Source organism: Legionella quateirensis, assembly GCF_001467955.1.
GTDB classification, from domain to species: Bacteria; Pseudomonadota; Gammaproteobacteria; order Legionellales; family Legionellaceae; genus Legionella; species Legionella quateirensis.
Map to the genome: position 1 here is coordinate 327,801 of NZ_LNYR01000031.1, position 21,042 is coordinate 348,842.

Genomic DNA, 21,042 nt, shown 5'->3' on the forward strand with positions numbered 1-21,042 from the left:
GAATGCTATGGAACTAATTGATGTAAATGTTTTTACGCGCGAAACAGAATGTATTTATCAAGGAGAAAGCTATTCCGTTCGTGATAATGGGGCAGTATTTCGACATCAGCGACTCGGAAAACGTATACGTACCATTGATAACCAATGGACATTTGGAAAAATAAATTCAACAAACCCCTACTTGCATCTGTCAAAAGTTCGTATACACAGAATTGTAGCTACAGCTTTCCATGGGGAGCCACCCAATCCTCAATATGTTGTAGATCATATTGATACAAACTGCAGAAATAATCGTCCAGAAAATCTTAGATGGGTAACTCGCTTAGAGAATGCTCTTATGAATCCTGTAACAAGGAAAAAAATTGAATTCATATGCGGAAGTATTGAGGCATTTCTTGAAGATCCTTCAAGGTTAAATGGTTTTGAAGTCGAGCGAAGTTTTGCATGGATGAGAACAGTTACACCAGAAGAAGCACAAAATTGTTTAGAGCGTATGTCTCTATGGGCGGGTTCTAATAAAGAACCCAGAGGGGGTTCTTGGGGGGAATGGATTTATGAGTCGATTAAAGAAAGAAAAATATTTGTCAGTGAACCTAAGTTAGATATAGCTTTAGAAGAGGTTCAAAACTGTAGCCAGCGCGAGTCTAAGTATGCAAGTATAGATAAAAAAACCAGTGAAGGTTCCTTGGATGAATGGTTCTATGAGCCAAGTATAGAAAGGGAAATATTTGGCAGAGAATCTGAGTTAGTGATGGCTTTAACACAAAGGTGTGTACAATATAGGTGGAGAGTCCCTTCCTATTTTCCATGTTGTCCTGAAGAAATAGGAGCAAATCCTCTTGAAGCATACTTACAGAATCTTAAAGTCGGAGCTGTTTTTTCTTACAATGATTCTTATCCCAAATCAACAATAGTTGAATTTGTAGGAACTCAGGGGAACTTATCAATTTTGGTAATGTGTCAGAAAGATAATCTTAAACCATGGTCAATTGCTGAAATTACATTTGAGAATGATTTTTTTGTACATTCTAACTTAGGCTCATCTTTTGAAAAAGATGGTGCCAACAAAGCATTTTGTATCATTCAAGGATTAGAATGGACTGGAGGTGATACAATTGACGACTTCTGTTGAGGAAGATATTCAATGCTCATTTATTTACATTTAGCAACCACTAGTCGTAGATAATTACAGCTAATGAATCAATGAGCCGCGACAATCAGATCGATTCGATATCATGCTTTCTTGTGAAGGTGGAGGTTTGTAAAATCATAATAACCACCCGAAGACATCTATTCTGCGCTTTGAAAGTTTAGATAGGATTTCGAGTTTACAACTAAAAGTGGTGCAGCTGTGATGCAATTAGTGGTGAGCTAATTGAAATACCAGCTTAGATCATAATAAACTAAAGGCCTCTTCTGATATTTGTTTGCACCATAATCTGCATCATGTATTCACCGCATTTCTTAGCTGATTATTCGTTCTTTATGTAAATTACATGATATTAATCAATTGGTTATAATGCATATTACAACATGCGAAAGGTGTGTGTATTAATCTTTAATTTGTTTCTGGTGGATATCTTTTTTTTAGTTTTATCCTGATTTTTTATTTTTGTTAGCGCGGTTTAATTTGCGCGTATGTGAATTTGGAAATGACTTAGATTTATAGTCATGACCCAAGCTCAAATAGATTTACATAATTTTTTTTCTTTATAAAATTTAGCGTATTAAATTGTTTTTGATCCTCTTTTATTTCATTTGTTTTAGATAAATATGTTAGGCATTTATATGCATCCTCTATAGATTCAAATGAATTTGAATTTTGCAAATGGAAATTCAGTAATTCAACATAATAAAATTGTAAAAGGTAACAAAAAAAATTTGATTTTTTATTCTCTACTCCATTATGAACATATTGGTTTCGTATATTTTTAATATGTTCAAGTATAATTTTGTCATAAGAAGGCTTTTCACTTATAGCTGCAACACGTTTTAAAACCTGATCATAATTGCCCTTAGACGAATTACTTAATTTATCTAGAGAATTCCAAAGTAAAGTTAAAGCCGTAGTTGAATGATAATCATCTAGTGCATTCACGTATAATAATAAACTTTCTTTTACTATACTCCGATATTTATCCTGCTTGATATTTTGTATTTGGTTTATAATTTCATAAACTTTATCGAACCTGCTAAATGTATGTATATTATGTGGGGGAAAATAATTAAACTCATCATGTCTAAATATAGATATTATCTCATGTTTTTGATTCAACAATAGAGATTTGCCTAGACGTATTTGATTTATAGGATCGGATGAGTTATCAACGCGAATATAATAAATGCTTAACGCACATAAAATAGCTCTAAATATATTAAGATTTCTTATATGATATTCTATGCTATTAGATCTACTTTTAGTTTTAATGGCTATTATTGAATAATTTTCATTGGTAGGTAAGTCGTTAAAAATCATTTGTTCGTGAATGAAAAGAAATTCTTTTGGCAATGAAGTTAAATCTGGCTTGTATATGTTTATATCGCAATCAAAAAAATTTAGATTTTTGATTGTTTCAGTTATCTTAATTGTAATAGTCGTTAACAAAATTTTTTCTTCATAATGGCTAGTGTGCAGGGGCTTTACAATTCTATTTAATTCATCAATAAAAAGAGTGGATTCAAATTTTTTTTTATTGATGCATTCAATTAAAGATTTTTTGATACTTTCCATTAGAATTGCTTTATCAATCCCATCTTCAAATTCTATTAGTTCAGGAAGAATTTCAAGCCACAAAAAACTTTTTAAATTTCGAGCTTTCACAATACCTTGATCTATTTTAAAGGACGTTAAATTAACACCTTTAAAGAATTCTTCGGGTGATGTGATATTCCATTTCATATCCATTTTATGTCCTATGTAAATCAGTTAGATGGAAAGAATCATTCAGCTAAAATATCTGTCAGGTGATACACTTTGAGTGCATGAACAAAGGCCATAGAGATAAAAATAGCATAAGTGTTGGATTTTGACAGTAGATAAACTTTTAGCTACCACAGAGGGAGGGTAAATTAGTTGTTTTTTTGAATAATTTATTATAGATAAGTAGTATTTATGTAATTGTAAGTCCTTTTATAATCATCAAGCTATATTTTTATCCTCGCAAAATCTAACCCCTTCAAATGAACTCCGTCAAATTTAGTTTTAAAACGCAAGCTATACTTGTTTTAGGGATAATAATTGAATGGTGATTTAGTGAATACACATTTCTACAAAATAGATAACTTAAATGCATTTCACTGGTTTAAAACTATTAAAAGCCATTCATTAGATTTAGTTATAACAGATCCTCCCTATGAGTCTCTAGAAAAGTATAGAGCAATTGGGACCACTACAAGATTAACAACCAGTAAAGCATCCAGTAATGAGTGGTTTCCTACAATTTCTAATAAAAAATTAATTACTGTAATTAAAGAAATTTACAGGATATTAAAACCCAATAGCCATTTTTATCTTTTTTGTGATACTGAAACAATGTTTTACATAAAACCCATTGCAGAAAAAATCGGATTCAAATTTTGGAAACCAATAATATGGGATAAGGTAAATATAGGAATGGGATATCACTACAGATCTAGGTATGAAAATATTCTTTTTTTCGAAAAGGGAAAAAGAAAACTAAATAACCTTTCTATTCCAGATATTCTTACATGTAAAAGGATTATGAATGGTTACCCTACAGAAAAACCTGTGGAATTAATGGAAATATTAATACAACAAAGTTCACTACCCGGAGATATTATTGCTGATCCATTTTTAGGATCGGGTAGTGTTGCTGAGGCATCAATTATTAATGAACGTAGTTTTATAGGAACTGATATTAAAGCAAATGCCGTTGCTTTTACTCAAAAAAGATTAGATTGTTTGTTAGAAAAATTTGGTTAAGGAAATCCTATGGCTGAGGGTTATACAAATAAAGCTTGGGAAAATATTTTTAATACACACCACCAACTTGATAAAGATATTTCATCAAATGGACTGGCTTATATAAGTGCGGAAGAGATAAAGAAATTTGGCAACCGTGAACCAAGATTAATGTGTAAATTTGATAGCAGAGAGTCTAGGCCTTCGATATTTAAACAAAAAAATTTGAGCATATTACCAATTCAAAATGGGAAATACATTTTAATAGAGGGTGATGGATATCAAAATTTGTCTGTTTCTTCATCAAATATCAATTATTTAAGTCCTCCAAAAGGAATATGGTATGAAACTTTACCGTTGATACCAAGGTCAGAATCCCAAGTCATCGATTTAGCTTTTGCAACAGGTTTGCTGGAGGACTTTTTAGAAGATCCTTCATTAAGATTAACTATTAGAGGTAGGTTAAGATCAAAGCCATTTGATTTTTACTTTAATTCTCAAACACAAAAATTAACCGCTGATGGAGTCCAAGTCGAGATTGATGCTGGATATGAAGGAAATAAAATATATTTAATTGAAGCAAAAATGGGGGAAATTCAGGATTTTAATATTCGACAATTGTATTATCCATTACGAATGTGGTTTGAAGAGGATATTTCAAAAGATGTAATTCCTATATTAATCAATTATGCGAATAATATAATCTCAATTTCACAATATGAATTTGAGGATTTTTGGATTTATTCCACTATTAAATTGGTGAAATGCACTCGTTATGCATTTGAGGAACAGCCAGTTAAATTAATTTTAAATGAAATAATTGATAAAATTACTATATCTGATCAAGAACCTTTTGATATCCCTTTTCCTCAAGCTGATGATCTTACAAAAGTTAGAGATACTGTGGATTTAATCTCCTGGGGGTACAATTCAAAAAAAAGTATTGCAGATTTTTGGCAAGTAGATCAGAGGCAGGCAGACTATTATGCTAATGCGGCAATGTATTTAGGATTTATTAAACGAAATGGAAGCTGTTGGCAGTTAACAAACAAAGGAAATACCTTCGTTAATTTACCAACTACGAGACGTAATGATTTGCTTTGTTCTTCAATTTTCTCTTATCCAGTATTCTTTTCTGTAGGTAAATTTTATTTACAGAATAAGATATTACCTCATGGTGAAATATTAAACACAATTTTGGAAAAATATCTTCCTCTTTCGGTGGAAACTATAAAACGTAGAAGCCAAACCGTTTTATCTTGGTTAAATTATATTCTTAAATTATGCGATTAAATTACTCTAATTTTGTTTATTTTTCACTCATATTCCTATAATATCTGCGGCTAGTTATGTTGTTTGGGCTTTATAATGAATCGTGGTGGTTTTTCTTGGAAAAGATTTATTGGTATTTCTGCTTTTAAAGCGAGAATTTCAAGATATATTGGAATCCCTCTAACCAGATCAGGAAGGCAAAGAAAAATAGGGGCCTTGGTGGAGAAATTCATATCTACATTATTTGGTACAAACTTTAGAGTAAAGAGTAGGCCTAAAAAATAATATAATAATATTAATTATTGTATTTTTCATGATTAGTTAATCTTTCATTACCTTCTTTAGCACATTCTCTTTTGATTGTTTATCACTTCTGGTTGCAAGCTGGGATGGTTCTTTGACTTGTTTCAATGGCTTTGATCCTACTGGTAAGGCTTTCTCTATAAGCAAAGAAGAACCTGCTTTTTCAAGAAGAGATTTAAGTCTAGAAAATTCAGAGCACCAAATGGTTTCTTTTTCTATGTCTTGAGAACTACTTGATTCTTGAAATGAAACAAGTTGAATTTGCATACGTTCAGCTTCTTCAATTGCCCCAAGTTCAACACCATAATTCTGTTCATTAGGTTTTTTAACTATAAGTCTACCGTTTTTTACCCAAGCAGTTGCCATTGATTCTCTAATTTCATAACCTAGTTCAGATAACCCTTTTAAAACAGCTTCTCTCCGAGCCATTCCCAACAAATATTTCGATTCTATTTTAATTAATTCAATTCCTTTTTCAGTAAGGTTTTTGATTAAAGAAAGATCATTGGTTTCAATTGCTTTTACAAACATTTTCTCAAGATTTTGGGCGGGTAATGAATCCAATATCTTCAATTCAGAATGAATTTCTCGCATAGACTCTAGTGCATTATCTATTTCTTTTTGTTCTTTTGAGTATTCGATTAAGTCAATAATTAAGGAGTCTGTTAAAAGAGAGCGTTGATTTGAAGATGGTTCTTTTGTAATAAAAGTAAGACGTTCAACAAATTTTTTTGTAGCGACTTCATTATTAAGACATTCTATTTCTGCTAATAATTTATCTAACCTCTGGTTAGCCTCGGTTTCCTTTGTTTCCATACTATGATTTATTTTCCAATCTGCTAATGTTTGAAGTTTTTCTCCCTCGCTCAATTTTTTTGAAAGTTCTTTTTGTAATGGAGTCATAGTTTGTATTTCATTTGAGCCCAAAATATATAAGTTTAATATCCTACACAAAGTAGAGTTTATAGCAGTAAGTTCTGCTTCATCAGCTGTTATAATCGATGAAGTAATATTTAATAGTTCTTCTGGGATTTGGTGCTTTTCAGTTTCCAAAAATTTAATAAGTGTTTCAGCAGAGTATTGTAACCTTCGACGTGTACTTCGCTCTTGCACCGCTTTTACAATAGCAGCTTCACGAATACGAGATACATCTCTTTTTAGAGATGAAATTTCATCATTGCATTTTTTTTGGACATCATTAAATTGCTCATTTTCAAACATCTTAATAATAGCGCTAAGTCTTTTTTCTACAGAAGTTTCTTCCTCTGCTGTTAGAGCATCATGTTTAGTAGCAAATTTGCGCCATTGAGCAATCGTATCTTGAAGAGTGTCGATTCGACCACGGCAAATTGCAATAACTTCTTGCTTGGTGATAACACGTACAACTTTAGGACCACTCATTTTTTATCCTTCTGCAGTAGCTTTAACATTTGTTTTTCTAAACACAATGCCTATGGCTTTTTCTAATATCTGTTTTAAACGTTCCATTTCTTCTTCTCGGTAGTGATACCACGCATAACTTGATATTCTATGGACATATGGAATACCCATTCGGAGTACTTTTGGTCGCCATACTTCTCTGGCTCTTGCTGTTGCAAGAATTGAGTGGCAGTGAGCATCACATTCGATTCCAATTCCAAATCGTTTGTTCCTGGGATCTTCAATCACAAAATCAAGTCCAAAAGCATCGTTTTCTCTAATTGCTAATGGTTTAAGCCCGAGGTTTTGTATGAATGTTGCTACTGAACGGACAAACCCATCTTTATCAGAATTAAATGATGTTTGAGAATTGATGACTTCAGAACTCATTCTATTTAAAGAGTTATTTGCTGACTCTAAAGAACCATCACTAATTTTAGAAGCATAATCAAAATAGGCTTGTAAATAATCTCTAGAAATTTTTGGTTCTTGTCGTTTAGACAAAGCCTCTGAGATTTCATTAATGGGGAGGGATGTAACAAGGATGATTTTTTCACGCGCTCTTGTGATCGCAACATTCAAACGACGCTCACCTCCACTTTGGCCAAGACGACCAAACTGCTTTCTAAATGTACCTTTTTCATCTCGTCCAAAAGTAGAACTGAAAATAATTATATCTCTTTCATCACCTTGAACATTCTCGACATTTTTAACAAAGAAACTCATGTCTTCACCTCCTTGTTGTCGTTCTCTTTCAGTTGAAAGTGATTGGTTAAAGTCTTGATCTTTTGCTGAACGTTCAGCTAAAAGATCTTCTATTAAATCAGCTTGTTTGGCATTAAATGTAACAACACCAATACTGGGTTTATTTTCATGTGAAACCCATATTTGTGACAGAAGATCCACTACCTTTTCAGCTTCACCTTTATTTGTTTGATTAGCATAAATACTGTCTACTCGTATAACTTCAATTGGACGGACATTTCTAATAACATTCTCTGGATGACGTACGGGGATGTTTAACTCATTGTTATAAAAGGCTGCATTAGAAAAAGAAATTAACTCACGATATTTCGATCGATAATGAATTTGTAACATGGATTTTGGTAAAACAGCTTTCCCAAGAGTAAGAAGGTCAAAACAGTCTTTGATCTCACGTCGATTCCATGAATCCTCAAGAGTATCACGCTCAGTATCACTCATTACTTCATCTGAGAAATCATCTTCAGAATTATAGTCCTCATCTTCATCATCAAAGCGTTTTATAAAAAAATTACTAGGAGGCATTTGCTTTTCATCGCCACTAATAACCGTACGTTTTGCTCGATATAGTGTTGGAAGAGCATTCTCAATCGGGATTTGACTTGCTTCATCGAAAATAACCACATCAAACATACCAGCTCTTAACGGCAACAATTGACTTGCTGTATCTGGATTCATTAACCAAACAGGTCTAATCCGCATAAGCCCAATATCTATTCCTCGTTCAATAATCTCACGTAAACGACGAGCTCTTGGTCCTCTTAATCGAGTAATATCTTCCCAATTTTCAGAATTATTTCTATTTTCTAAATTTATATTAGCTAGAAATTGTTGATTTAGTCCTCTCATTTTTACACTTGATTCATCAAGAGTAAGAATTTTGCGAGAGAGCTCTCTTTGAGATAGTTTTAAAATTGGATATTTTTGTTCTATTATATCTTTTAAGTATAATTTAGCTTCTCTATAGAGAATTCTTCGTATTATTTCCCCTAAATCATCCTTGTTATAATTACTTAAACTCTTGTCTTTTTCTCTCAATATGGCAAATATTTTCAATGTTTGTGATGAGAAATTTGCAGATTGTAAACGAAACTCTTGATAAAATGCTAAAGTAGGCAATGATTCAATTATTGATTGAAGTTCAGTAAGATTCGAACGGTTCTCTAGAATATTAATCTGACATGAGTTAAAAAGATCTTCGCCAAAAAATGGAGATAGTTTATCCAAATATTCTAAACTATTAATTCGAGCTTGATGACGTGCGAAAGATTCTTCATATCTAGTAATAAGATCTAGGTATGCTGGAAGACCTTTTGTTACAATTGATGCAATTTGTTCTTCTTGTCTAGGGCATGCTTGGAGTGCAGCAATAGCCTTCTGAGTTAAAAGTAGCTCCTTCATTATTTGATTTATAATAGTGAGCAACTCTGTTAAAAGTGTAGGTTTCAATATTTCATGATCTTGATGAAGCATCTCCAAGAGTTTTGAGATTTCAACTCTGATAGGACGGAGATTATATTCTAATTCTATGTCATATTTAAATTTAGTGACCATTTCAAAAGATTGATCTAGACCTAAATCAAGTAAAACTGCCTGAACTTTAATTGGGTAGAATAAATCTTCTAAAACATGCTCAATATGATTAAGCATGTCATCTAGGTAAATAACTTCAGGTTGATTATTTTCTAGGTAAATTTCATCATGTGCCCTTAAAATCCTACCTCTAATTGGACGCAGATTTCTTTCCAATTCAGCAGCATTTTGCAGTTGTTTTGCCTTTTCGAAGGATAAGTCTTCTCCCAAGCTAAGAACAATTTTTCGAAGTTGAGAAATCGTGATTAAATCTTCTAACATACGATCAATATCAATACCTAAATCTTTTGGAAATAGGGGTGTTGATATTTCACTATTTATATAGACTGTTTTCAATAAAAATTGAACGGCCTCACGTATTGGGCGTTGTTTTAATTCTACTTCAATCATATTTTTAAAGTGACTGATAACTTCTAGAGTTAGAGTTTCATTTAAGCTAGAAACTATATTTTTTATACGAGATTTTCTAAGAAGATGTAATGGATTTAAAATACTAAAGTAAGTTTTAGAACTGTAGGTTTTATTTATTAAGGATAGCCATTTTATTAAAGTTGGTGTGGGTATATTAATTAGCTTGAGTAAGAATTTCTCATCTTGATTATTCAAATCAAAACAAACCAAGCGACTCTTTAAATCTTTAAGCTCCGTTTGATATTTTTCATGTTGAATAAAGCAAGATGAATTAAGTGTTGTAGTTTTATCAATTAAAGATAACCACTCTTCTATTATGGGAATAGGAATACTGCTCAGCGCTCTAGATAGTACTTTATTATTTTTAGTTGGATCTAAACTAACTAATTGTTGTTTTATATTCTCAATATTTTTTTTGAGTGGATCATTATTCATGAATATTAATGGATTAAAAATGGAGGTTTTATTCATTAAATGTAGCCATTCCTCAATTGTTGAAATAGGAATGTCTATTAATTTATTAGTTAGTATGGAATCGTATTTATCTAATTCAAAAGTTTCTAACTGTTGCTTAATGCTCTGCACATTTTTAATAATCTCATTGCCGTTAGAATGTTCGCCTTTTGAGAATAAATCAAACCAAGAATGAATTTTTTTCCAATCCACTGATCTTAAGAATCCATCGTTTGACATAATCCATTCTTGATGCTGTGTGGGATTGTCTACTTCAAATGACAGATTTGATTTAGGATTATGTTCATTGCGTTTATATTCTTTATTCACAAATCTGATAAGCATAGTATTAAATTCATTAAGTAAAGCTTCATCAGATGAAAAAATTTTTAGTTTTTTTAGAGGACTCCCTTCATATGAGGATTTAAGCCATGTTTCAGCAATTGGAACACATATCTCTTCAATCACAGATAATTGTTTGTTGCTCAGATTACCTAAAATTGGTCTTAATGCTGGTATATTAATTAGTTTAGGCTCACGATCCTCAAGATCAATTAATTGTCCAAGTATGTTACGGTAATTTGTACCAATTCCCTCATCTACAATATGAATGGCTTCATGATATTTATCAATTTCATTTTCTAGGTACTCAATTTTTTCTGCTAGCTCATTTCTTTCAGGTGCTAGATTTTCAGATCGATAAATTCTTTGAGATTGAGCAATACCCTCAATTTGCCCACGAATACTTTGTACTACAGAAGAGCGATCTTTATTAACATGAGTAATATAGAAAAATCGATCTCGCAGCCCTTCAGCATTTAATCTTTTAGCAAGAACTTCAAGTGCTGCAGCTTTTTGGCAGATAACAAGTACACTATTGTTGCGTCCAATACAATCTCCAATAATATTTACTATGGTCTGACTTTTCCCTGTTCCAGGCGGACCTTCAATTAAAATACCAGGGTATTGGCGTGCTCCAAATACTGCTTTTTCTTGAGAGGGATCACTTTCCATTGTGAAATAGCGATCGTTTTCAGGAATTAAAGGAGCTGATTGAGATATTATTGGGTCTTTATTAACTCGGAGTACCGTTTCTAAACTCGTACCTATTGGTGATTCTTTTCGTATTTGACGTAAATCTTCGCCTAGTGCTTGTCCCATAAATTCCGCATGAAAAAGAACGGCTGAGCAGATTATCTGTCTAGCCCCGACATTAATACTATATTCACTGTTTGGCAATTCGCATAAGGAGCGCTCTCGTGGCTCAACTAATGCCCCCAATGTATCAATTACATCGGCAACTCGAATTGAAGAGCGCCCCAAGAGTTCTGTAGCTATTTCTTTCCATTTATTGGTTTCTTCCAACCCAACAAGATTTGTAAAAATGGGATTTAACCTTACTTCCTCTCGATCCCGATCAAAGAAAATTGAGACTTTATCTCGAGTTTCAATGTTAATTTTTATTGGCCAAAGTAAAATAGGGGCAATTTTGGGCTTTTTTCGTAAATTTTCTGGCTGACTATCTTGCATAACAAGAAAAGGGAAACCGAGGTAAAGACTATCAATTCCTGTATCTCTTCTGTAGGTATTTGCATGATTTACCAGATGTCTTAATTTTTTTTCAAGATCAATATTTTTTTCAAAAGCAACTCGATCAAATTCTATAGTGGAGTCTGTTCGATTAATCAAATGCTCCAGTATATAGGGTGCTGTTGGTTTATTCCCTGCAATAGCGGCAAGATCTACTCGGGAGCCGGATTTAGAAATTAACATTCGGACTAGAGGACCCCTTTGAGCTAATCCTGCAGTGCGTTTTTCAAAAAAATCGATAATGCTTGAAACATATTGAAGACGATCGGGTTCTTTCCATGATTCTTTCGGGATCGATAACAAAACTAGAGCTCGTGAAAGTGAAATTCTTTTTTGTATTCTAAAATCATTAGCCCACTCATCAACTCGTGCAATTTCACAACGAGAGTAGTTTGCTATTCTATCTTCAATTTCTCTATATAAATCTCTTCTTGAAATATTAAACCATTGTTGTGCAGTATCTTCAGTATATGAAGATAGACTAACTTGTGCAGCAATTGCATTTGCATCCTTTAATATTTGTGCAGCTGATTGATATTGATGAAGGTCAGCACCTAATAGAATGGCTAATTCAACTTCAGTGATGTTTTGACGATCTATTAAAGAATTCAACCCTCTATGATCAGAGCCAGGGAATAAGCGACGATGATTTATCCACTGACGCTCTAAATTTAGTCGGGAAGAAGCTAAAACTAATAGTCTAAAATTTTCTTCATTAAGCTCTATATCTAGAACCCTAGCTCTTTCTCTGGCCTTTTCGTTTCTTTCTTGTAATTCCCATAGATGACGCTCTCTATTCATTTGACGTAAATGAGTGATAAGAGGTCCAGTTATAATTTCATATCCTTGAATTGCGTTTTGAAGTAGCCATGAAGATGTGACAATCTCGCCTCTATAAATAAGCGGAAGGCTAAAATTCATCCACATCAGTGCTAAAGAATGTCGAAAATCATCTGATATATTTTCTAATGAACTAGCAACTCTAACTCCAGCTATAACCCTAGGCTCGGTATTGCGTTCTTCTAGCCAAGTAACGACAACTCCTCTCATTAATAGATCTTTAGCTTGATCCCAATTTAATTGTTCCGCTGCTGCAAGGGCAAAAGTTTTTGGACAAAAATAAGATTGTTCATTGAGTTCAATAAAAGGACCAGTTTGTCTATCCTCAGAAATATTCTCGAAGGGTACTTCAAGGTCTTCTCCTGCAAGCCATTTCTGAAGCTGAATCCATTGCCACCGTTTATCTGGGTCTTGTGCTAATAACCCCCTTAGTAATAAATTAATCTGAGGATCCAAGCCTTTAGGTAGGGAAATACCCCTCGTTACAACATGAATTCGAAATGCTTTTTCGTTAATGCCATTAAAGTACTGTCCATTTGTAATTAGCTGCAAAATAAGTATTCCTAAACTCCACCAATCAGAAGCTGCGCTACATCCTCCTGCAATAACTTCAGGTGCTGTATAAAACACGGAAGTAGGTTGTGTATTCCTATCCATCTCAAAATTTGAAACAAAACTATATTGAAATCCTCTTAAAATAAGACTTATCGGATCTCGATGAGTAATTATGATATTTTCTGGACGAAGATCTCCATGCCGTAAGCCATGTTCCGAAATAGCGTGTAATATTTTCCCTATAGATTTTACTACTTGGCGAATTACTTCAAGATCTACCGAACTAGATAACAAATCTAATAAATTAGGATTGGAGTTAAGATCGGTTATCTCATATTGACGACCCTCCCATTCACCATGGGAGAGAATTTCTGAGATATAATCTTTTGGTAACTTTTTAAGGACTTCATAAATTGATGAGTCTGGCTGCATTTCTGGAAAATAGAGCGTAAGTTGTGCACGATGACCATGCTGTTCAACAATCGCATTTTCGATAGTTTCGTTATAATTTTCAAATTGACTAATAACTTTCCATCCATCAACGATAATTTCCTTTGATGGACTATTTTTTCCTTTGTTTGTTTCATTCGCAGTAGTAGCTCCACAATTTGGTACGAAACATAATTCATCACCATCATCAAGAGGATGTCCGTTGAGACAAAATCGCACAATTGAAGCTTTATCAGCTAATTTTTGAGCAATATTAACTTGGGCCGATACCAGTAGAGGTTCTTGAGTTAGATCCCATCCACAGTTTCCGCATAGCATTTCCTCTTCAGAGCGTATCTCTCTACATCCCTGACACATACGAACTTGGATTGTCATAAAGTCCTCTCTTTCATTGAACGCTTATCTTGTGTAGTTATCGCAACGTGGCCTTTTTTTGCTAAAATATGTTGTAATCGGACCATGTCATTACGCCTTGGGATTCCAGCAAGCCATGTTGTTTCTTCCTCTTCTTCATACATAAGGTCAAATGTCTTATCGGATGTTTGTAACTTTCGGTCAAATTGACTAAATCGCATTTCGCCCAAAGGAGTAAGATAATGAAGACGTTGATTGTCACTACCACGTAAGGCAAGTGTTTGCTTTGTATTTTCTTCATAGGGATCAGATATTAGGGCATCAATAAGCCCGTCACATTTCGTAACGTAATGAGAGATTTTTTCATAAGCATATCCACTGTAAACCAAAATATCTGAGCTTGTTTCTAATCGAAGTTGTTTAAGAAGGGAAATCAACGCTTCAGGTTGATCAAATGGCTCACCACCAGAAATAGTTATTCCATCAGCTTCATAAAGCCATGGACTAATTCCTTCTATTAAGTATTTAACTTCAATTCCATCTTTTTTGGTGTTCCATGTATCAGCAGATATACATCCTGAACAACGAATAGTGCATCCTTGGAACCAGATACCGATTCGGCGACCAGGTCCTAATGTTGTTACAGGAAAATGAACTCGTGAAAGATAAAGAATCATATCTTCGCACCCTCATTAGAGTTCATATGTGTAAGCCCCAACTTTGTTATTGCACCAATCTCTATGTTATTGATACTAAGCGCACTACCAGACTCAATATTTTGATCAAAAAGTGCTCTAGAAAGAGGATTAACCAGATGTGTTTCTATTTTGTTCCTAATTCCTCTGCCACCATTTGATAAGTCTTTTAAACAAATTTCTTTAAGTGTTTGTAATGTCGACGGGGTTATATCAATATCAATACTTTGAAATTCATTTAAATCCATTAGTACACTATCAATCATACTGTTAAATATTTTTTCAGCTATTCCATCACGAATAAAATCAAAAACAATGATGTTATCCCCAATACGATTGAGAATTTCAGGTCGGTTAAGCATCAGCTTAAAATGTTTATCTATTTCTTCACGAATACGTTGTTGGATTATTTCAAAAGAGTCTGTTGGTGCTACTGTTGCTTTTCTTTCTCCCAATGTATCTGTTCGATAAACGCCAAGATTTGAAGTGAAAACAATAAATGCTTCTGTAAAATATACTCTTTCCCCTCTACCAGAAGTTAAAACACCGTCATCAAGTATTTGAAGAAATTTATCTAGAATTTTGGGATGTGCCTTTTCAATCTCATCAAATAGCACTACGCTAAAAGGTTTTTCTCGAATTGCATTTGTTAATTCTCCGCCTAAGTCATAGCCAATATATCCTGGTGGTGCTCCAATCAAACGCTGATCTGAGTGTTCCGCACTAAATTCAGACATATCAAAACGGATATAAGCGCTATCATCTCCGAATAAAAGGTTTGTAACAGACTTAGCAAGTTCGGTTTTTCCTACTCCAGTTGGTCCTGCTAAAAATGCCACACCTCTTGGACGTCCTCCACGTCGGGGAGTTCCCACGCCTGTAATTGAGCGTTTAATAATATCGAGCATATGAGCAACAGCATGATCTTGCCCTTTGACTCGTTGCATGATGAAACTTTCTCCATCACGAATTTTTTGGCGATCGATTTTTTGCCAAGGATCTTCGGAAACACCTACTTTATAGCGACGAACTGCTTCACCAATCTTGGCATAGCCTAATTGCTCCTCTCGACATAACTGTGCAATTAACATTAGATCTGACAATAACAGTCCATCTGTATTATCTACAAAATTTCGACATGCAATTTCTTGAGAATGAATTGGTGCTTCCTTTGCTCCTTCTAATGATTTGACAAGAGAACTAGCAAGGGCATGTCGTGCTTGATAATCAGGGGCTGGAATAGAAATATGACGTACTTTTGAGTTTCCAACAATTAGCCAATCGGGTATGTCGCTTTCTTTTTCAACTATCCATAAGATGGTATTGAAAAATCGTTTTGGCGGAGTTCCATGTGCATTACCTCTAGCTTCATAAGAACGGATCAGCGCCCTTGTAAAAAGATGATGTTCATTTTCATTAAAATTATTTTGATGAATAATTAGACGCGATGCAAAATCAATAATTAAAGCAATTGGCTCGCCTGGCCAAGCAATTAGGTTCTCTAATACTTCCCCAAATAGTTCAATTCCTGCGGGTGCAAAACCATTTATAGGCTGCAACCCTAACCGTTTCATTAGATTTTCTAAAGCATCATAACCTTGATTGCCTGGTACTTGATCAATACCTTTGAAGCCATTTACAAAGTCATAACATAATACTTGGGAGTAACCATACGTTCGAAGCTCACGATTTAGAGAAGAATTAAGTGATCGAACAACCGCACCACTTTGTTTATTCTCAATTTGTAGATCATGCACATTGCCTGAAAGTATAAACTGACTTTTTAATGGCAAAAAACGAATAAGATCGCTCAACCATTTTGATCCTTGAACAAGAGTTTCTTGGTTCATGATTAGTTTTCCAAATGATAGATCTCCTTTTAATTATTATTATTTATCCAGTTAATATTATTTTGTTCTTTAGTTAACCATAAGTGTGGTTTTTCCATTAAAGCAATGCGTAAAATAGGCGCGTATTATACAATAATTTTCCTTCGATTTCACAATTGATTAAAATGTATACTATCTGGGTAAATGAGTTAAATATTGAGAGTTAACTTTTATAAATTCACTATAGCAGATGAGTATTTTTGGTTTATATTGGTTAGTAATTGCCACAAATTAGATGGCTTCTAAAATGGGAATACTTGATGGCCTGTAATTACATCATTATTTGAATCGTGGGTGTAATCATCAATAATTGATACTGGTCAAATAATCTCATGCAAGCATGGATAAATTTTTCCAATGTGTCTGCTTTTTCCAGTATAAGATATCTTGCCAAATCATGCTCTTTAAGTTCTGTTGCTAAGGCAAAAACATATTTTCTGTTTTTATAATCTCTAGATATTGTTAAACCATTAAATAATCCAAATGAAATCCTTCCATACATTGTCTTTTTTTCATTACCATGAAGAAGCGATATTTGCTCCCAAGGCAAAATTATAAAAGGAGTGTTTTCAATAACTCTTTTTAATGGATCATTTAAAATAAATTTTTCATCTTTATAAAAATCGATCCAATCATCATGAGTACAAAATCGGTAGGTAATTCCTGAATCCATTCCTAAAAAATAGAAATAATCACACCCTAATTGTTTAAGGGCACGAAATGCTTGATAGAGTTGTAATTCAAATTTTTCAGGAAAAATATTATGTAGACTTCTTGCATCCATACTTGCACAAACATCCATAGTGCTACTTCTTTACATCCAGTGTTACAATAATGTACTCAACCTTTCCTTAGATGTAAATGAAAAAAGTTACTATTATTTCTGCTTTTATAGGCACTTTGATTGAAGTCTATGATTTTACAGTTTTTCCTTTTTTGATTCCGATTTTATCTGAAGTATTTTTTTCTTCCCAAACCAAAAATGTGGCTATAAATTTCACTATTTTAGCTTATGTTGTGAGCTATGCCATTAAACCATTTGGAACAATAGGGTTTGGATATTTAATAGATATTTATGGTCGGAAAAAAGTATTGCTGTTCACTACTGTGTTAATGACCCTTGCTACTTCAGCTATTGGTTTATTACCACCAAGTATATTGGGCATGTATTTTGGTGCTGGTCTTATTATATGTAGGGTAATTCAAGGATTAGCAATCTCCGGGGAGTTTTCATCGGCTATTATTATGTCTGTTGAACAGGGAAGAAAATACCCTGCTTTATTAGGGAGCTTAGCATTTGTGGGGGGAAGTGTAGGGTTATTACTTGCAAACCTCAGTGTTTTTATACTTCTTTATTTAATGCCACATGATCAAATTATTCAATTTGCTTGGCGTATTCCATTTTTGATAGGGTTGATAGGATGTTTATTTCTGCTGTTTATCCGAAATAAAATTAATGATTCGACCTTAGATATGATTCCTGTCACTTCAGGTTTTAACAGCCTTATCAAAAGTCATAAGAAAGAATTGATAACAACGTTTATAGTCTCTAGCTTATCTGCATCTGCTTTTTATATTACATTTGTTCTTATGACAACCTACTTATCGGCATCGTTAAATCTGCACTCTCATCAACAATCTATTTTGATAACATTAATTACTCTTTTGATTTATTTATCCGCGTTACCATTGGGGGGTATTTTAGCTGATAAAATAGGTGTTATTAGGCAGATAAAAATTTCTTCGATACTCTATTTGTTATTTTCTTATATCGTATTTGCTGTTATACCTCACATAAATAGTACAAGCTGCATTATTGTATTGATTTTATTTGCAATGATCCAAGCTTTACTTAATTCGGCGTTACCTGCATTTATAGTATTGCAGTTTCTACCAACACAACGTGGTAAAGCGCTCGCTATTTCTTATAATATTAGTTTGACATTGTTTGCAGGATTAATGCCTTATTTATTTCTAACCTCGGAGAATCAATTAAATCCGGGTATTACAATAAGCATTTGTGCTGCACTAAGTTTGATGTTGCTCCATTTTAAAGGAAAAAAATATGGTTATTTACGAAGTGAACCTAGCTATTGATGCGGATATTTATCCTCAATTTCAATTATGGTTAAAAAAGCATGCTACAGAAATGCTTCAATTTCCTGGTTTTATTAAAGCGAGTATTTTAAAACAGGAAAAAGACAAAAGTTCTGGGCAAGAAGCATTAACAGTACAATATCAACTAGAGGATAGAGACGCTTTAGAGACGTATTTTATTCAATTTGCACCCGATATGCGTGAAGAAGGCATTAAGCTATTTAATAATAAGTTTTCTGCAGAAAGAAGGATCTTCGAGGTACAAGAAAATATTTCAAAATAATTATACGCAATACATGTATTTTATATTGATACAATACGCATCACAGGTATATAATGAAGTTGCTTACAGATAAGTAAATTTATATTTATAAGGATGCAATTATGGAAAAAAGAGTTTTTAAAGAAGTTGAGGCAGCAAGCTATATATGCATGAGCCGTTCTTTTCTTTCTCAGGATAGGGCATATGGAACATTGGCAAACCGAACTCCAGGTCCTAAATATATTAGAATTGGTAGATCAATTAGGTATTTAAAAGATGATTTGGATTCTTGGTTAGATCAACATCGAAGTTAAAATTAGTTTTATATGAGAAATAACTAATCTCTAGGTCCTTAAGAGGAGCTAGAGATTAGTTAAAATTTCTATCCTCTCACTGAGAGTTTATACTTTCAAGTACAGATACTATTTCACTGTACAACTGCTCTTCAATACTCTCTTCATTTTCAATGATAAGTTTTTCATAGAATGCGAATACATCACTATCATCTAATATCCATCTTATCTGATTATTGTTTAATCCTGCCAATATCATTTCATCAAGCTGAGAGGGATTAAACTCAGTATATTTTGTTAATTGATATATGGCGGAATGAGTCATAGAAAATGATGTGCTGTTTATAAGTTTTTTAACAGATAATTCTCTTTCAAGTTCTGTTGCGAGCTTAATATTAGGGTAATGTTCTTTAAAGAATTGAGATAATCTTCGATATAAAAAGATACGCGATTGTTGGTGAGTCTCCCACTCAATACAAAGGAAATCTTTGATTTTGCTTTTGCTTTCATCTAGGATTGAATAAAAATCCCTATCCTCTGAAACTAGATATATATCTTCAGCTAAGGGGATTTTAGATAGAAGGCATTCCCAGTTTATAGAATCACCAAAGGAGCCATTTTTTCCTGGAGGATTACCTTTAACTACTCTTTGCTGGGCACTTTCTAATATCCCTGGTGAGGTCTCGATAGTTGTTGCTTTGGAAAATAACTCTTTTATAATTTGATCTGCTTTGAGACTTTTATTTTCAATGTCATTTCTTACATTTTGATCTAAACGGGAAAATATTGATTTATAATCTTTAATGGATTGTTTAATTTGTTGATATTCTGGGTAATCCTTAAATATTTGTGGAAACTGAAGATTGATATTCAATTCTTTAATTTTTTTAATCGTATCAAACAATTTATTTTCACGATTTCTATAAAACTCATTTTTGACTTGCTCAGGTAGCCATAAAACCACTTCTTTTTTATCGATTAATACTTCTAATTTTCGTATTTCCTCAAGATCATCATTTGTAAAATGAAAGAAAGACAGAAATATATTTGTGTCTATGAAAAGGTTCATCTTCTATCCTTAAGCGTATACCTCATCCATGACTTGCAGAGATAGTTAATTAATTATAGACAGAAAATGTTTTTAATGAGTGTCTCCCTGCGTTTTTGTATTGTCATCAAATTTTAATTTAATTAACTTTATTTACCTTAATACAATAAATTTGCACTTTATATGCACTTTATAAATTGATATCCCGATCGTTAAAATTCGTAACCTATTGATTTATATGGTCGGAGTGACAAGAATCGAACTTGCGACCCCTGCCTCCCGAAGGCAGTGCTCTACCAGGCTGAGCTACACTCCGATAATTTTGGTGAGAGAGATTAACCTTTTACTCTTCCTCCAGTTTGATTGAATGAAACTAATTATTCAAGGATTGATGCATCTCTTGCTGCGATTCATTCCCATGAATCATGGTATTAATACCGGATCCTACAAAATCAACTAAATTGATTACAGGACTGGCTAAACCAACAATGGCCGCTATCACGGAAAAGACCAAATGAACCACGGCATCTATAATATGTATTTTCGCTACGTGTGTTTTTAATTGTGTCAAATCAAAAATGGATTTTAATCCCAGGTATAAGGATGCTGTAGCAAGCTCCAGGGAGATAATTGTAAGGCATATAGGTGCAGCTACTATGCTTGCGCCTTGATATAAAAAGTCTTTAGGGGATTTATAAGGATTAAAAAAAAGTGATTTTATTGGTGTTTTTTTATCTAATCGGACATGGTCAAACAGATTATTGGTTGTGCCGCATTGGTCAAATAAAAAAGTATTGAATTTTTTTAAGAATTCCTGAAACGTCATGAGAACCT

Annotated in this window: 14 protein-coding genes and 1 tRNA gene; 6 read left to right on the forward strand and 9 right to left on the reverse strand. The window is 33.3% G+C overall.

What is annotated here, in order from left to right:
• Window positions 1–7 precede the first annotated feature (7 nt).
• The gene (locus Lqua_RS18590; protein ID WP_065240169.1) at window positions 8–1,132 is read left to right on the forward strand and encodes an HNH endonuclease signature motif containing protein; all 1,125 of its coding nucleotides are present in this window, start codon (window positions 8–10) and stop codon (window positions 1,130–1,132) included.
• Window positions 1,133–1,669: 537 nt separating this feature from the next.
• Here the strand turns inward: Lqua_RS18590 and Lqua_RS11110 are convergent.
• Complete coding sequence (locus tag Lqua_RS11110) at window positions 1,670–2,905, reverse strand: hypothetical protein (RefSeq protein WP_058474339.1); 1,236 nt, start codon at window positions 2,903–2,905, stop codon at window positions 1,670–1,672.
• 348 nt (window positions 2,906–3,253) lie between these two features.
• Here Lqua_RS11110 and Lqua_RS11115 point away from each other — a divergent pair, with 348 nt between their 5' ends.
• Window positions 3,254–3,943, forward strand: coding sequence for a DNA-methyltransferase (locus Lqua_RS11115; protein WP_115148810.1), 690 nt, complete (start codon window positions 3,254–3,256; stop codon window positions 3,941–3,943).
• A gap of 9 nt (window positions 3,944–3,952) precedes the next feature.
• Complete coding sequence (locus tag Lqua_RS11120) at window positions 3,953–5,215, forward strand: type II restriction enzyme (protein WP_058474340.1); 1,263 nt, start codon at window positions 3,953–3,955, stop codon at window positions 5,213–5,215.
• Window positions 5,216–5,515: 300 nt separating this feature from the next.
• Here the strand turns inward: Lqua_RS11120 and Lqua_RS11125 are convergent, their stop codons facing one another.
• The 5 genes from Lqua_RS11125 to Lqua_RS11145 all read right to left on the reverse strand — a co-directional run bounded on the left by Lqua_RS11125 (window position 5,516) and on the right by Lqua_RS11145 (window position 17,310).
• Window positions 5,516–6,898 (reverse strand): hypothetical protein, encoded by a 1,383-nt coding sequence (locus Lqua_RS11125; RefSeq protein WP_058474341.1) that lies wholly within the window; start codon window positions 6,896–6,898, stop codon window positions 5,516–5,518.
• A gap of 3 nt (window positions 6,899–6,901) precedes the next feature.
• Window positions 6,902–13,945 carry an AAA domain-containing protein gene (locus Lqua_RS11130; RefSeq protein WP_058474342.1) on the reverse strand — a complete coding sequence of 2,348 codons (7,044 nt, stop codon included), beginning with the start codon at window positions 13,943–13,945 and terminating at the stop codon, window positions 6,902–6,904.
• Complete coding sequence (locus Lqua_RS11135) at window positions 13,942–14,601, reverse strand: 4Fe-4S single cluster domain-containing protein (RefSeq protein WP_058474343.1); 660 nt, start codon at window positions 14,599–14,601, stop codon at window positions 13,942–13,944. Before Lqua_RS11135 ends, Lqua_RS11130 begins: the two co-directional genes overlap by 4 nt.
• Complete coding sequence (locus tag Lqua_RS11140; protein ID WP_058474344.1) at window positions 14,598–16,469, reverse strand: AAA family ATPase; 1,872 nt, start codon at window positions 16,467–16,469, stop codon at window positions 14,598–14,600. Before Lqua_RS11140 ends, Lqua_RS11135 begins: the two co-directional genes overlap by 4 nt.
• A 310-nt stretch (window positions 16,470–16,779) precedes the next feature.
• The gene (locus tag Lqua_RS11145) at window positions 16,780–17,310 is read right to left on the reverse strand and encodes an autoinducer binding domain-containing protein (protein ID WP_058474345.1); all 531 of its coding nucleotides are present in this window, start codon (window positions 17,308–17,310) and stop codon (window positions 16,780–16,782) included.
• 59 nt (window positions 17,311–17,369) lie between these two features.
• Between Lqua_RS11145 and Lqua_RS11150 the strand changes: the two genes are divergently transcribed.
• The 3 genes from Lqua_RS11150 (at window position 17,370) to Lqua_RS11160 (ending at window position 19,181) form a co-directional block, all read left to right on the forward strand.
• Complete coding sequence (locus Lqua_RS11150; protein WP_058474346.1) at window positions 17,370–18,605, forward strand: MFS transporter; 1,236 nt, start codon at window positions 17,370–17,372, stop codon at window positions 18,603–18,605.
• The gene (locus Lqua_RS11155) at window positions 18,574–18,888 is read left to right on the forward strand and encodes a DUF4286 family protein (protein ID WP_058474347.1); all 315 of its coding nucleotides are present in this window, start codon (window positions 18,574–18,576) and stop codon (window positions 18,886–18,888) included. Before Lqua_RS11150 ends, Lqua_RS11155 begins: the two co-directional genes overlap by 32 nt.
• 101 nt (window positions 18,889–18,989) lie before the next feature.
• Window positions 18,990–19,181 carry a hypothetical protein gene (locus Lqua_RS11160; protein WP_058474348.1) on the forward strand — a complete coding sequence of 64 codons (192 nt, stop codon included), beginning with the start codon at window positions 18,990–18,992 and terminating at the stop codon, window positions 19,179–19,181.
• Window positions 19,182–19,257: 76 nt separating this feature from the next.
• Here Lqua_RS11160 and Lqua_RS11165 read toward each other — a convergent pair whose 3' ends face one another.
• From Lqua_RS11165 to Lqua_RS11175, 3 genes are all read right to left on the reverse strand, one after another.
• Window positions 19,258–20,229: a PIN domain-containing protein gene (locus Lqua_RS11165; protein ID WP_058474349.1), complete on the reverse strand. Its 972-nt coding sequence runs from the start codon at window positions 20,227–20,229 to the stop codon at window positions 19,258–19,260.
• A gap of 218 nt (window positions 20,230–20,447) precedes the next feature.
• Window positions 20,448–20,524: transfer RNA gene (locus Lqua_RS11170), tRNA-Pro, on the reverse strand.
• 57 nt (window positions 20,525–20,581) lie between these two features.
• Window positions 20,582–21,034, reverse strand: a complete 453-nt coding sequence (locus Lqua_RS11175; protein ID WP_058474350.1) for a hypothetical protein — start codon at window positions 21,032–21,034, stop codon at window positions 20,582–20,584.
• Window positions 21,035–21,042 lie beyond the last annotated feature (8 nt).

Bases quoted from the DNA above. Each gene is read 5' to 3' on its own strand.
- Lqua_RS11150 (WP_058474346.1), top strand. From the start codon at position 17,370: ATGAAAAAAGTTACTATTATTTCTGCTTTTATAGGCACTTTGATTGAA.
- Lqua_RS18590 (WP_065240169.1), top strand. From the start codon at position 8: ATGGAACTAATTGATGTAAATGTTTTTACGCGCGAAACAGAATGTATT.
- Lqua_RS11140 (WP_058474344.1), bottom strand. From the start codon at position 16,469: ATGAACCAAGAAACTCTTGTTCAAGGATCAAAATGGTTGAGCGATCTT.
- Lqua_RS11130 (WP_058474342.1), bottom strand. From the start codon at position 13,945: ATGACAATCCAAGTTCGTATGTGTCAGGGATGTAGAGAGATACGCTCT.
- Lqua_RS11125 (WP_058474341.1), bottom strand. From the start codon at position 6,898: ATGAGTGGTCCTAAAGTTGTACGTGTTATCACCAAGCAAGAAGTTATT.
- Lqua_RS11135 (WP_058474343.1), bottom strand. From the start codon at position 14,601: ATGATTCTTTATCTTTCACGAGTTCATTTTCCTGTAACAACATTAGGA.
- Lqua_RS11155 (WP_058474347.1), top strand. From the start codon at position 18,574: ATGGTTATTTACGAAGTGAACCTAGCTATTGATGCGGATATTTATCCT.
- Lqua_RS11165 (WP_058474349.1), bottom strand. From the start codon at position 20,229: ATGAACCTTTTCATAGACACAAATATATTTCTGTCTTTCTTTCATTTT.
- Lqua_RS11175 (WP_058474350.1), bottom strand. From the start codon at position 21,034: ATGACGTTTCAGGAATTCTTAAAAAAATTCAATACTTTTTTATTTGAC.
- Lqua_RS11145 (WP_058474345.1), bottom strand. From the start codon at position 17,310: ATGGATGTTTGTGCAAGTATGGATGCAAGAAGTCTACATAATATTTTT.
- Lqua_RS11160 (WP_058474348.1), top strand. From the start codon at position 18,990: ATGGAAAAAAGAGTTTTTAAAGAAGTTGAGGCAGCAAGCTATATATGC.
- Lqua_RS11110 (WP_058474339.1), bottom strand. From the start codon at position 2,905: ATGGATATGAAATGGAATATCACATCACCCGAAGAATTCTTTAAAGGT.
- Lqua_RS11120 (WP_058474340.1), top strand. From the start codon at position 3,953: ATGGCTGAGGGTTATACAAATAAAGCTTGGGAAAATATTTTTAATACA.